A 13,808-nucleotide genomic window follows, 5' to 3' on the forward strand; every position below is an offset into this window, starting at 1 on the left:
GTGGTTTTTGGCCTTACATCTTCACAAATACTTATGATAAATAATTCCGGTTTTTAAAGATGACTCTTCTCGATGGCAAGCAGCTTTCTCTGGAAATACAAAATGAGCTTGCGCAAAAAGTGTCTTTATTAAAATTCGAAGGAAAAAAGGCTCCTCATCTAGCCGCTGTTTTAATTGGAAGCGACGGCGCGAGTGAAACCTATGTTGCTTCAAAGGTAAAGGCCTGTGAAAGAATCGGCTTCGGGTCTTCGCTGATCACAAGAGATGCTTCTATACTGGAAAATGAATTACTGCAAATTATTCAGGAATTGAATGACGACGAAATGGTAAGCGGTATTCTGGTGCAACTACCTTTACCTAATCATATTAGTGTCGAAAAAGTTATTTATGCAATAGATCCGATGAAAGATGTGGATGGATTTCATCCTGTAAATGTAGGGCGAATGGTGAAAGGGCTACCGTGTCATTTACCTGCGACACCTTACGGAATTTTATTGTTGCTCGAAAGATATAATATAGACACTTCCGGTAAGCACTGCGTAGTGATTGGCAGAAGTGATATCGTAGGCAAGCCGATCAGCATACTATTAAGCAGCAACAATTATCCGGGTAATTGTACCGTCACTTTATGCCACAGCAAGACAAAAAATCTGGACGAAGTATGCAGAGGGGCAGATATAATAGTAGCAGCCTTGGGTAGAGCTGACTTTTTAAAAGGTGAAATGGTGAAGGAGGGAGCTGTGGTTATTGATGTGGGTATTACCCGTGTTAAGGATGAGACAAAAAAATCGGGATTTACGCTTAAAGGCGATGTGCATTTTGAAAGTGTGGCGCCTAAATGCAGCTATATTACTCCAGTGCCTGGCGGTGTAGGCCCCATGACCATTGCAGCATTGATGATGAATACGATGAAAGCTGTTGAGATGAATAGCATGTTCATTACTTCATAATCTACCTTGTTCTGCTCTAATCCATCGCCAATACTGTTTGGGATATATTGACTTCCTGCCAAATTCCCATGTTTCTCTATATTTCTTGTCCATGCTGGTGTTCCCCGATAGCCGTTGTTGTGTGTTTGAAAAGGAATGAGAAAAAGCATCACCAACAACTGAAGCGGAGCTATTTTTTAAATTATATGATTATCATCTTATCACCGCCACTTTTCCGTGTGCTATAGATTTTCCTCTCTGTATCACTTTCCATTCATATATTCCAGCAGGTAACGCACTTATATCCAGCATTCGGTTTTTAAAGTAGTGATATAAATTAATAGTTGCCTTGCGACTACCAAATGCATCAAATAACTCGAATACAGCATCATCATTTGATTGATAAATCATATTTAGCCATGATGAAACCGGATTCGGTGAAACTCTAAAAGTACCGTGGTTTTGCGGTTTAGGTATATGCACTGCATCCGCAATATCTAAAAACACCGTTACGGTATCTTCTCTCACATTACAACTGCTGTAAGTGGAGGTGTCTGTGACGATAAGGTAATACGTGGTAGTGGTATCCGGTGACGCAATAGGTTGTGCAATAGTGGTATCGCTTAAAGTTGGATCTGAATGCCATAGATATTTTACCCCTGCAACCGGTGGTATACCAAGCTGTATGGTTTGACCTTTGTTGATGGTGTCATTTGCTCCTGCATCGGCTACGTAATTGCCAAGAGGACTCAAATCGTAATTAGGAAAATAAGGAATAGATTCATTGTTTAAGTACGGCAAAATAATTCCGTGTTGAACGACACTACAAGCTATTCCCATAATATCCGGGTTATCAATATAAGTAAGAACGCTATCTCCGTCCCAAGTACAAATATAAATTCGACCATCTAAAGCTAATTGTGTCATTGAAAACCAAGTTGGAAAGGGGGCATAAGTTCCGTCATATATTGCTACGGTATCTGGATAATTGAAGAAATTTTTAACTTTTGTGTCATATTGAATTATATTAAGTTGGGAGCAGCGATAAAGGAATTCGTTATTGGGGGAAAAGGATAAGCCCACAAAATCATTCACCAAATAGGTTGAATTAAAAAATTTATATGGATTGCTCAATTGTCCGGTACAACGATCAAAGTTGTAATGTTCTATAAAATAGTCATAGTTACTTTCTATTGCATATTGTGAGCCATCCGATGAAAATTTTGCTTCACCTGGCCCAAAATCATTTATAATTATTGATCCTATGCTTTGAGAATACGGACCCTCAATTCCGGTTGGTGTTAGCAACCAAGTATAGAAAATAGTTGAATTCCATTTGTGATCAATAATCCACCAGTCTTTTCCATTAGCATGCTTACAAGCCGATAATTTTCCTTGTATTAATGTATCTTCAATTAAGTATTCATTCTTAAGAGTAACTGCACCCAAGCCATTATCTAATCGCATATCAATTACACTGTGGCTTAAATGCATAGCTTCAGTATATAAATTATGATGGTATTTAAATTTTTTTTCGGTAGTTATATAAAACAAATCATACAAAAAAATACTATCCGGATGAGGTATTATAATCATACCTTGAGTAAAACCTAAGCCCCTACCGTCATAGTATTGATCGGTAGAATACCCTGCATTGAATTCATTACAATTTTCGAGCGAATCGTGATTACGATTGGCTATCCATTGTCCATTAGAATAAAAAAGAAGATTACCGAGACTATCGGAAATACTTGAATTGGTTATAAAAAAAGACATTTGTCGAAAAACTGTCAAAGTATCAGCAAAGCCAGTAATAAAATTAACCTCAGTAAGATTTTGTTTATTTCTATAATCCGGAATTCTGGTTCCACTAAGTTCCCAAGTATTGGTTCTCAATTGGGCAGAAGTAAATGTGCAGACAAGAAGCAAACTTGCAAAAACAATTCTTTTCATAGAATGTCTATCTGGTGATAACAAGTTTGTTTAAAGCTATTCTTTTTTCCGCACTATTTAAATAAACATAGTACAGCCCGTTTGAAAGATGTGATACGTCTATCTTATTCATCTCATGGCTGGATACTTGCCTATTAATTATTTCCTCGCCATAAGCATTTGATATGGTTAAATAAAGTACGCCATCACTTAAATAATTATCTTCAAATGATATTTCAATGAGTCGAAAATATAAGATTCTTGATCAAACAAAACTTTACTTTATTTCATTTGCTGTAGTCAATTGGATTGATCTGTTTATTAGAAATGAATACAGGAACATTTTGCTTGATAGTCTCATGTTTTGTCAAAAGAAAAAAGGATTAGAAGTGTTTGCATGGTGTATTATGACAAGCCATATGCATTTAATCATTGGCACTCAAGGCAATCCAATGGAAGATATTCTGAGAGACTTCAAGAGTTTCACATCAAGAAATCTTCGAATTGCCATCGAGGAAAATTCGACAGAAAGCAGAAAGGAATGGTTGGTGAAAATGATGTATGAGGTTGGATTGACAAATAGAAACAATCGCGGCTTTCAGTTATGGCAGCAGCATAACCATCCAATAGAATTGGCTACCAATGAAATGATTGTTCAGCGACTCCAATACATTCATTTTAATCCTGTTAAAGCAGGCTTTGTTAGTGATCCCGAAGATTATCTTTACAGCAGTGCAAGAGATTATGCAGGTGAGCCAGGATTAGTGAAAATAATCTTGCTTGACTGATATTGGCACAAGCGGACGCTTGCGCCAGCTTAAGAAATTGAGCGAATTCTTTTCTGATATATTGACTTCCCGACAAATTTCCCTGAGTCTTATATTTGCACTCAATAGATGCAAATTAAAAGTTCGCATTGATTACTGAATCCCTTATTCCACTTAATGCAGTTCAGGTTTCCTACCCGGTTATGGAGCACTTCTATACCATCCAAGGAGAAGGTTTCCACCAGGGCACCGCTGCGTATTTTATTCGGCTTGCGGGGTGTGAAGTAGGCTGCGTCTGGTGCGATGTAAAAGAATCCTGGGACATTGCAAAGCATCCTCTAAAATCCGTGGAATCAATAGTTGCTGAAACGGAAAAATTTCCATCGCCTATTGTAGTCATCACCGGCGGGGAACCACTCATGCACGATCTTACGGAGCTAACCAGCCTTCTGCATAAAAAAAATAAAAAAACTCACATTGAAACTTCTGCAGCCTATCCGTTGAACGGAGAATGGGACTGGATCTGCATCTCCCCAAAAAAATTTAAAGCGCCGTTACCCGAAAATTTAGCCTTTGCCAGTGAATTAAAAGTTGTAGTCTTCAATACAAGCGATTTTAAATGGGCTGAAAGTTTTACCCATTTGGTTTCTGCAGATTGCAAGCTTTTTTTACAGCCTGAATGGAGCCGTGAAAAAGAAATGCTTCCTTTCATCGTTGATTATGTGAAGCAGCATCATCAATGGAATGTTTCTTTGCAAATTCACAAATATTTAAATGTGCCTTGAAATAAAATGACCAGGTGCCGGACAACTTTGAATGAGGTAACAGTTATTCATCTTTCGAAAGAATTTTTTCAGTTTAAAATTTTTGCTATTTTATTTTTTTCGGCTTTTCTTTTTTCAGATCATCCTTGTTTTGCTCAAAAATATTCCACCTATAAAAATGCATCGAAAAGATCGCTGAAAGCTTATGGCGATGCATCCCAATATGTAATTGGTAAAAATTATTCGGGTGCATCCAAAACGCTGGAAGAATTAACTGCTGCCGATCCAACATTCATTGATGCATGGATCATGCTGGGTGAAGTATACAAGGAACAAGGAAATTACGTGAAGGCAAAAGAATCATTAGAAAAAGCTATTTCTCTTGACCCTGCTTATTCATGGCGTGAGCTTTTTTTCCTCGCACAATGTGATTGGAATTTAGATAACTACGATGATTGCATCAGTAACTGCCAGCAATTCCTATCACTTAGGGACATTTCCAAAGAGAGAGAGCGTGACGCAACCCGTATGCTTGCTAATGCAGGTTTTGCAAAAGAAGCGGTAAAAACCCCGGTTCCTTTTGATCCGAAAAATTTGGGTTCCGGCATTAACACCGAAGCTCCCGAATACCTTCCCTCACTTACCGGTGATGAGCAGGCAATTATTTTTACGAGACGCGTTGGTACGGGAAAATATTCGAATGAGGATTTTTTTGTAAGCTATAGGAAGAATAGCGAATGGATGCCAGCTCAAAATATAGGCGGAATTAATACCGCTGATAATGAGGGAGCACAATGCATATCACCGGACGGGAATACCATCTATTTTGCCGCATGCAACAGACCGGATGGCGCTGGAAGCTGCGACATTTATTATTCTCAAAGGAGTAACGACCAATGGAGCAGACCAAAAAATATGGGCGCACCAGTCAATTCTGTTTCCTGGGAATCGCAGCCAAGCATTTCCGCAGACGGCAAATCGCTCTATTTTACCAGTACTAGAGTTGGGGGTAAGGGTGGAAGCGATATCTGGGTTTCTTATAAAAATGAAACCGGAAGCTGGGAACTACCGGTTAATCTCGGAGATTCTGTAAACAGTCCTTTCGATGAAAAATCTCCTTTTATACATCCTGATGGCAGCACTTTATACTTCTCATCCAATGGCCGGCCATGCATGGGCGGTGATGATATTTTTTATTCCCGGAAGAAAAATGACGGCACCTGGTCTGCACCGGTAAACCTTGGCTATCCTATTAATACCAAAAATGATGAGAACAGCTTTATCGTTTCTCTGAATGGTCAGCACGCTTACTTTTCTTCTGACCGGATTCAGCAAAAACACAGCATGGACCTGTATGAATTTGATCTGTATGATAAGGCGCAGCCCAACCCTGTAACGTATGTAAAAGGCAAGGTAGCGGATGCAGGTTCAGGATTGCCTATTGCTGCCACCATTCAATTGATTGATCTGGATAATGGTAAAATAATAATGGCTGCCAATTCAGACCCAAACCGCGGAAACTATTTGGTCAGCATTCCCGCAGGAAAAAATTATGCGCTTAATGTTGCTGCGAAAGGATATTTATTTTATTCGGAAAATTTTTCCCTGAAAGAGCATAATGCAGATAAGCCTTATTTAATAGATGTGGCGCTAAAGCCTATTGAAGTAGGATCGAGTGTAATTCTTAAAAATATTTTTTTCGAAACAGATTCTTATGTTTTGAAAGATCAGTCTAAAGCAGAGCTCAATAAGCTCATTGATTTGCTGAAGCAAAATACCTCGTTAAAAATTCAAGTCACAGGGCATACCGATGACCAGGGGAGCGATGATCATAACCAGAGGCTTTCAGAAAACAGGGCTAAATCGGTATATGATTATCTGGTTGCAAATGGAATATCGCCGGCGCGATTGAGCTTTAAAGGTTTTGGAAAAACAAAACCGATCGCTTCAAATAGCAATGAAGAGGGAAAGGCTCAGAATCGAAGAACAGAGTTTACCGTGACTGCGCAATAATTATTGAAGCGCTTTTCTAATCTTCACAAGTTTTTCTAAAAGCCCTTTCAATTTGCTTAATGAAAGCATGTTTGCTCCATCTGATTTTGCTTTGGAGGGGTCAGGATGTGTTTCGATAAAAAGCCCATCTACACCTACAGCAATTCCTGCTTTGGAAATAATTTCAATCATTTCAGGAATACCACCCGTTACTCCAATGGCTTGGTTAGGCTTTTGCAATGAATGCGTACAATCTAGCACTACAGGATACCCGAGTCGCTGCATTATTGGTATTCCACGATAATCTACAATCAGATCCTGATAACCAAACGTAACACCCCGGTCAGTGAGAAAAATATTTTCATTCCCGGCGTCTTGCACTTTTTGAGCAGCAAATTGCATTTGCTCCGGCGCCAGGAATTGGCCTTTTTTAATATTCACTGCTTTGCCGGTTTTACCTGCGGCAGTCAACAGATCTGTTTGCCTGCAAAGAAATGCCGGTATCTGCAATACATCCACATATTCGGCGGCCAAAGCAGCATCGGAAGTTTCATGAATATCTGTGAGTGTCGGTATATTAAATTCTATTCCTGCTTTTCTTAATATCGAGAGCGCAAGCTCATCGCCTATTCCCGTGAAGGAATCTGATTTTGAACGGTTCGCTTTTTTAAAAGATGATTTAAAGATGAACGGAATTTCCAGCTGATCTGCGATACGTTGAATTTCTCCTGCCGTTTCGAAAACTATTTTTTCACCCTCCACCACACATGGTCCAGCGATAAGGAAGAAATTATTTCCTTCAGTGAATTTCAATTTAGGAATGGAAGGAATCACGATTATGGTTACAGGTTTAAGGTTTCGGGTTAAAGAGAAAATAGCCGTTATAAGTAAAGTAATCCGAAAGTTAAATTTCTATAGTTTCTCCAATCTTCATCAGAATCAGTTCTTTTCCTTTTGATTGAAAGGCATTCAAGGCATCCTGGTGGTCGATCTTTATCTGCGGGAAAGAATCGTAGTGCATTCCAATCACTTTATTGCATTCAATAAAATCACAAGCAACGACCGCATCCTTATAATCCATGGTATAATAACCGCCGATTGGAAGAAAAGCAAATTGTAACTTACATATCATCGGAATTAATTTCATATCCATCGTTAATGCAGTATCGCCTGCATGATAAAAGTTTCCTTCTTTGGTTTCTATAACAAACCCACCTGGATTGCCGCCACTCGATCCATCAGGAAACTGGCTGGAGTGAATGGCGTTGACATAATGCACAGTCCCAAAATCGAGCACTAATTTTCCACCATAGTTAATCCCCTGCCCGCCCTTTAAACCTTTTTTAGCAAACCACTTATTCATTTCATTATTAGTAATTATAGGAGCATTGGTATTGTGCGCAATTTCTTCCGCATCTGCCATGTGATCGCTATGGGCATGCGTAATAAGAATAAAATCTGCTTTGATGGATTTTATATCGATTGAGGAAGCAAGAGGATTTCCTTTTATGAATGGATCAAATAATACGTTAAAATTTCCAATTTTAATCCCCACGCAGGATTGTCCATAATAAGTTATATTCAAGGACGAGTTTTTTACAAAATAACAGTTTTCAATTCTAAGTAAAGCACAGAAGGTGTAAAAGGTACACTGACGTGATCCCAGGCAAAGCTAATCATGTTATGATTTTTGTTATCTGTTTTTAGATCAACTGGTTACACGGATCTATAATAATCGTTAAGAAGTACTGAATTTCAATACAGGAGAAGCGGAATCTCATTCAACTGCTGCTTTTTCCCGTTCAACTTCATTCATTAGTTTTTACTTTAAATCAGTCATAATTTTGCCCTTCAATAAATAAGTCATGAAAAAATCAACTCTAATTCATTTTATAGCTTTTGCTATGCTTTTACCTTTTCTCTCTTATTCACAATCAAGTAATAAACCCTTGTTTGATAGCGCCTGGTATGGATTTAATACCGGCTATTATCCCGATGGCCAAAGTCCTTCATCGGTAAAATCCGGCGACCTGGATAATGATGGAGATTCCGACCTGGTGGTTTCCCAGGAAAATTTTTCCAATGGTTTCGTAATGCTGAAAAATTTAAAAAAGGGAATCTATGACTTACCCGTCAAATACGCGTCTAAGAATGCTTCGAAAGATATTGTAATAGCCGATTTTAATAATGACAGCTTGCAGGATGTTGCTCTTACCAACACGGGGGTAAATTTTGATGGCAACACCATTTCTGTTTATATAAATAAAGGCAGGGCGGTTTTTAAGAAAGCAGTAAATTATACAGTGGGCTCCTCTCCTGTAGGTATTGCCGCTGCAGATTTCGACAATGACGGTGACATAGATCTTGCCGTAGCTAATAATAAAAGTGCGACGGGTACTTTATCTCTCCTGATTAACCAGGGAAGTGGAGTATTCGCCCCTGCTGTCACTTTTCCCTCGGGCTTAACTCCTTATAAAATCACTGCTGCAAAAATCAATAGCGATAACCTTATTGACATAGTGATTGGCAATGAAGGAGAGAAAATGAATATTTTATTTAACGGCGGTAACAATGATTTTTCTAATAGGGTAGAGATGAATGTGCTTGGTTTTGTATATGGAGGTGATGCAAATGCAAATGTAGAGGCAGCTGATTTTGATAATGACAACGATAATGATATTATCTATTCAAGCGCCTGGACTACTGATGGTACTGAGGGACAGATCGCTTTATTCAAAAACCAGGGAAACGGAACCTTTTCGCCCGTCCAATTTATTAACCTTGTTGCCTATACCGGTGGAGCTGTAGATATGAGCGTTGCCGACTTAAATGGTGATGGCTGGAAAGATATTGTTGGAGCGAATTTCCAGGGTAGAGTAGGAGATGGATACCAGGTAGTTCTGAATAATGGCAGCGGCGGCTTTTTACCGGCGGTGGTTATACCGGCTGGTCAGAGTACGTATACGCTAACAACGGCTGATGTAGATAAAGATGGAAAAATAGATGTGATTACTACGGATTGGTATTCACTTCAGGTTACTGTACACAGGAACTTTGGGAAAGCAAATTTTGGAGTTCCATCTACTTACTTCACCAATAATGGTGTACCTGGGTCACTTGATGCGGCAGATATTGATGGGGATGGAGATCTTGATGTAGTGACGTCTGCTTCAAGCATCGCTGCTGTGGGCGTAGTGGTTACGGTTCAAAAAAATATGGGCAACGGAAAATTTACGAATGGCACTGCTTATTCCATAAGAAGTGGTGGTGTTCAGGCAAAGTTCCGTGATCTGAATGGCGACCGGAAGCCCGATCTTATTTTTGCATCGGCCATCTCTTCACCACCTTACGATTTTCATACTGCCATAAATAATGGCGACGGAACCTTTGGCCCCCGACAAACCTGGAGTATGAACGCCTGTGGCTGGAGTGATATTGATGCATTCGATATGGATAATGATGGTGACCTGGATGCAGTATTAACGGAATGGCTCGGCTGCACGAATGATCCCAACTCCGCACGAAGAATATTTATCAGTAAAAATAATGGAAGCGGAACCTTTGGAGCTCCACTTATTAAAATAATAGATCCTTCTCCAAGCTGCCTGGCAGGCGGAGATATGAACCATGATGGCAAAATTGATCTGGTAACAGGGCAATCATTATCTGTAGATGTCCACATTGGAACGGGAACCGGGGATTTACAGCCACCCTTGCAATATGCAACAGAAAATTCTCCTTACGACATCCTGTTAAATGACTTTAACGGCGATGGAAACCTGGATGTCGCAACATGTACGGAGTATAATTTCGAAGGAATGAGTGTATTGCTTGGAAATGGTAACGGAACACTGCAGCCTGCACAAAATTACAAAGGAGCCTACTCTCCGGACCTGCGAAATGAATCCGGCATCACTTCCGGGGATGTAGATGCAGATGGGGATATTGATATTATAGTAGGCAACTCCGCTTCCAATGATGTATCTATATACCTGAATAACGGAGACGGAACTTTCATTTTTAAAATGCGGTATGGCCTCTATTACAGTACTGCTTCTCCTTTTTATGCTGATTTTACCGGAGATGGCAAGAATGATATTGTTGCAGCAGTATCTTTACCGCCTAGTGGTTTAACAGGAGCTATTGCTTTGATTAAAGGCAAGATTGTAACTCCCTTGGCAAAAAATTCGGCTGACGTTATTATTGAAAACGATGCAGCCGGAAAAGGTTTAGTTGTTATGAACAACCCGTTCGTAAGTTATATTGATGTAAGATTTGAAGACATCGTATCCGGATCCTTTACCTTAAAGCTAACTGATCTTTCAGGAAGGGTGATAGCGATTTCAGGCTTTACAAATGCTTCACCATCTGTTTTTCGGTTTAATTTAGGTACTGATATTTTGCCGGAGGGTGCCTATATCCTTTCTGCAACAACTGAAGAAAAAACCTATGCAAAAATGGTGGTGAAGCAATAACATAATACTCGTTCCAGAAATTGTCAGGTTATATAGTATATCACGCTTCCGAATCAAATTCAGAAGCGTAATATTATTTTGTTGATTGTAGACTTTAAAAATAAGATCTTATTTAAAAGACCTGTATACAATTCATTGCTTACATAAGTTACCGAGTAGTCAAAAAAATCAAGACTTTTTCTTTCATTGAATCATCTCGATAGGTTTACTACCGGGATGACACAATTATGTTTCAATATTTGAGAATCACCATCTTTTTAGTATCTATCGTTGTTCCGTCCACAATAAGTGAATAGTTATAGGTACCTGCAGAAAGGGAACCGGCATCCAGTTTCAATACTCCTTTTCCCTGAGTTGAAATATTATTTTGCCTCACTATTTTACCTGCCTGGTCGCTGATTATTATTTGGGCTGAAAAGAATTTGGATGGCAGAGCATACTGGATCTCTGTAGATTCATTAAAAGGATTAGGTGTGTTTTGTTCTAATGAAGCACTCGAAAGTGTTATAGCATTTTGAGAAACATGTTCGATGTTGCCTTTTAACAATGATTGAACCTGGACCTTGAGCTCATCAATTTGAATTTGCAGATCGCTCATTTTTATATCCTTTTCATCATTTTTTGCTGAAAGCTCTTGCACTGCCTTAACCAATGGTACTACAAATTCTGCATAGCGTAAGCCATATAAATCTTTATCATTTTTTGCAGCATCAACGCCGCTAAAATCATAATTCAATTCTTTAGCTGCTTTCTCTACGTCTTGTGCAATAAAGCCGGTGTAGACAATTTGCTCCTTTTCTTTACGTGAAACTATTTCTTGCGGTGTAGTTTCCCTTATTTTGCCATTAGACATTTTAATAGCAGGGCGTTGTACAATTTTATCCATTGCGTTCAAATCAAAATTGAAGGTTACAGGTTGTAGCTTATTTATAAATGTTAGGCCAGGCACATTGGCTTTAATATTTTTCTTTACCCGACTATCAGAAGTAAAAGTCCAATCAACCTGACCTCCGATACTTGTTACATTTGTGTTACCAATACGCACCTGATTGCTTGCCGAAACGTAGGAGAAATAACCTATTGCAGTAGAATTACCTATACTACCAGGTGTTGACACATCGGCCTGAAGACCTATAGCTGTGTTGTATGATCCTGTAGTGTTACTGGCAAGGGCAAAATTTCCAGTTGCGGTATTGCCATATCCAGTAGAATAAGCAAGCGCACTATAGCCAGTAGCCGTATTGTCTGAAGCGGTTGTATTAGAATATAATGCTGACTCGCCAAACGCAGTATTGAAATTTCCAGAGGTATTAAGGTATAATGAATGATATCCATTTGCTGTATTATCATGACCCGTAGTGTTATAAGAAAGAGCATTATAACCGTTAGCAGTATTGTTATTACCTGTAGTATTGCTCATCAGTGCATTGCTTCCGGTAGCTGTATTATAATTACCGGTATTAAATTCTAAAGCGAGAGAACCATTGGCTGTATTTGAAATGCCTGTTACGTTAAAATAAAGAGCCTTATATCCTGTTGCAGTATTATCACCTGCAGTGGTGTTTGAGTAAAGGGCGCTAATTCCATTGGCTGTATTATGGCCGCCGGTAGTATTTGAATAAAGTGACTGATATCCATTTCCCGTATTAGATTGTCCTGTTGTATTGGAATACAATGCCTGGAAGCCTGTTGCAGTATTATCGTAACCTGAAGTATTGGAGTAAAGTGCCTTTGATCCGATGGCAGTATTTGCAGTTGCATAAAAAAAGAGAGGCGCTCCATTATCATTATTAAATAATGCAGAATCGCCGATAGCAACAATATTATGACGGATTACATTGCTATGTAAAGCATTAGTGCCTATAGCAACATTACTATAACCCGTGGTATTTAGTAAAAGCGTATTCATTCCAAATGCAGTATTCCCATTAACAGGGTTTAATTCTCCTGCAGTGATGTTATTTACCCGAAATTTTAATGGCTGTAAGTCAGTAGTGCCAATAAAATTTATTGCAGGATCAATAGCCGAATTTCCTGTAAGTAACCATCCTTTGGATTTTGATGTAACTGCCAACCATTTTGTTCCATCATAATAATAAAACCCTGGAGTACTATTGGTCTGATAAATTAGTAGTCCCGTTGCAGGTGTGGAAATCGCATCACGCTGAGCTTTTGTCATCCGCGGTGCAAGCATTCCCTTGGTGGTACTTATCATATCAAGAAGTGAAGATGTATTGGGTGTAGTAGTACCAATTCCTACACTTCCTGTAGAAGGAAAGGTATTTTGCGCATTACTGTAGTTAGTAATAACCGTAATCCTTATCATTAATAGGAATACGACTGTTAAACGTTGAAGATTTTTCATAGTGTATAGATATAATTGTTGCCTACTCTCGGAAAGGATTTTCGGCTTCCTCCTTATAATGTTTTATAGTAATCAATAATATATAAAAGCGAGTTGCTTATTTAACAGATAAGCCTGTGACTATTCTTTGAAGCTATCATATGATTTGTCTGATAATATTGAAAACAAAAGTAACCTGGTGAGGAGCCTGCGTCAAGTGCATGATGTGGTAGTAAGAGCAGACTTAAGTTTATTAAAGCTTTAAATGGTTAGATAAAATCTCACGATTGTAAGCTCTAATCAGAGTATGAGACAAATTCAAAATGAATAATAAACTATCCAACATTAAAAGTCGAAATCTTCTCTTCAAAAGACTTCGACTTTAATCAGCAAGTACCACTTCAGAATAAAAGGCATGAAATCAACCTGTTTATTCTAACATCTCATACTCATTTACTGGCAGGGGACTGAAATTGCATAACCGAAACAGAATGATTTGCAGGGGACAATGAGTATCCCTGATTCAAGTGCAAGAAGTGATAATAGGTAAGTACTTAGTGAAACTTGAAATTGAGAAAGAGGGGCTTTTCAGAGTTTTAGCTGTG

General features: G+C 38.8%; 10 protein-coding genes. 5 read left to right on the plus strand and 5 right to left on the minus strand.

Annotated elements, in window-relative coordinates; translation table 11 throughout:
• Positions 1 to 59: 59 nt before the first annotated feature.
• Entirely contained in the window at positions 60 to 950 is an 891-nt protein-coding gene (locus H0W62_04195; GenBank protein ID MBA3647741.1) for a bifunctional 5,10-methylene-tetrahydrofolate dehydrogenase/5,10-methylene-tetrahydrofolate cyclohydrolase, read from the plus strand.
• A 192-nt stretch (positions 951 to 1,142) separates the two neighbouring features.
• Here the strand turns inward: H0W62_04195 and H0W62_04200 are convergent, their stop codons facing one another.
• Complete coding sequence (locus tag H0W62_04200; GenBank protein MBA3647742.1) at positions 1,143 to 2,882, minus strand: hypothetical protein; 1,740 nt, start codon at positions 2,880 to 2,882, stop codon at positions 1,143 to 1,145.
• A 7-nt stretch (positions 2,883 to 2,889) separates the two neighbouring features.
• Positions 2,890 to 3,120, minus strand: a complete 231-nt coding sequence (locus H0W62_04205) for a T9SS type A sorting domain-containing protein (protein ID MBA3647743.1) — start codon at positions 3,118 to 3,120, stop codon at positions 2,890 to 2,892.
• Between H0W62_04205 and H0W62_04210 the strand changes: the two genes are divergently transcribed.
• From H0W62_04210 to H0W62_04220, 3 genes are all read left to right on the plus strand, one after another.
• On the plus strand, positions 3,101 to 3,649 hold the full coding sequence (locus H0W62_04210; protein ID MBA3647744.1) for a transposase: 549 nt from the start codon (positions 3,101 to 3,103) through the stop codon (positions 3,647 to 3,649). The genes H0W62_04205 and H0W62_04210 overlap by 20 nt on opposite strands.
• Before the next feature lie 182 nt (positions 3,650 to 3,831).
• Positions 3,832 to 4,413 carry a 7-carboxy-7-deazaguanine synthase QueE gene (locus H0W62_04215; protein MBA3647745.1) on the plus strand — a complete coding sequence of 194 codons (582 nt, stop codon included), beginning with the start codon at positions 3,832 to 3,834 and terminating at the stop codon, positions 4,411 to 4,413.
• 6 nt (positions 4,414 to 4,419) lie between these two features.
• Positions 4,420 to 6,405, plus strand: coding sequence for a PD40 domain-containing protein (locus H0W62_04220; protein MBA3647746.1), 1,986 nt, complete (start codon positions 4,420 to 4,422; stop codon positions 6,403 to 6,405).
• On the opposite strand, the gene kdsA is transcribed toward H0W62_04220, so the two are convergent.
• Positions 6,406 to 7,215 carry a 3-deoxy-8-phosphooctulonate synthase gene (gene kdsA, locus H0W62_04225; GenBank protein ID MBA3647747.1) on the minus strand — a complete coding sequence of 270 codons (810 nt, stop codon included), beginning with the start codon at positions 7,213 to 7,215 and terminating at the stop codon, positions 6,406 to 6,408.
• 73 nt (positions 7,216 to 7,288) lie between these two features.
• Entirely contained in the window at positions 7,289 to 7,969 is a 681-nt protein-coding gene (locus H0W62_04230; protein ID MBA3647748.1) for a metal-dependent hydrolase, read from the minus strand.
• 280 nt (positions 7,970 to 8,249) lie between these two features.
• On the opposite strand from H0W62_04230, the gene H0W62_04235 reads away from it, so the two are divergent.
• Positions 8,250 to 10,859, plus strand: a complete 2,610-nt coding sequence (locus H0W62_04235; GenBank protein MBA3647749.1) for a T9SS type A sorting domain-containing protein — start codon at positions 8,250 to 8,252, stop codon at positions 10,857 to 10,859.
• A 232-nt stretch (positions 10,860 to 11,091) separates the two neighbouring features.
• Here the strand turns inward: H0W62_04235 and H0W62_04240 are convergent, their stop codons facing one another.
• A complete protein-coding gene (locus tag H0W62_04240; protein ID MBA3647750.1) occupies positions 11,092 to 13,224 on the minus strand; it encodes a tail fiber domain-containing protein in 2,133 nt (710 codons plus the stop codon).
• Between the last annotated feature and the right edge of the window lie 584 nt (positions 13,225 to 13,808).

It is taken from the genome of Chitinophagales bacterium, assembly GCA_013816805.1.
Lineage (GTDB): Bacteria > Bacteroidota > Bacteroidia > Chitinophagales > UBA10324 > MGR-bin340.

Excerpts from the sequence above, each read along its gene's own strand:
- H0W62_04195 (MBA3647741.1), top strand. The coding sequence starts at position 60 with ATGACTCTTCTCGATGGCAAGCAGCTTTCTCTGGAAATACAAAATGAG.
- H0W62_04200 (MBA3647742.1), bottom strand. The coding sequence starts at position 2,882 with ATGAAAAGAATTGTTTTTGCAAGTTTGCTTCTTGTCTGCACATTTACT.
- H0W62_04210 (MBA3647744.1), top strand. The coding sequence starts at position 3,101 with ATGAGTCGAAAATATAAGATTCTTGATCAAACAAAACTTTACTTTATT.
- H0W62_04215 (MBA3647745.1), top strand. The coding sequence starts at position 3,832 with ATGGAGCACTTCTATACCATCCAAGGAGAAGGTTTCCACCAGGGCACC.
- H0W62_04220 (MBA3647746.1), top strand. The coding sequence starts at position 4,420 with ATGACCAGGTGCCGGACAACTTTGAATGAGGTAACAGTTATTCATCTT.
- H0W62_04235 (MBA3647749.1), top strand. The coding sequence starts at position 8,250 with ATGAAAAAATCAACTCTAATTCATTTTATAGCTTTTGCTATGCTTTTA.
- H0W62_04240 (MBA3647750.1), bottom strand. The coding sequence starts at position 13,224 with ATGAAAAATCTTCAACGTTTAACAGTCGTATTCCTATTAATGATAAGG.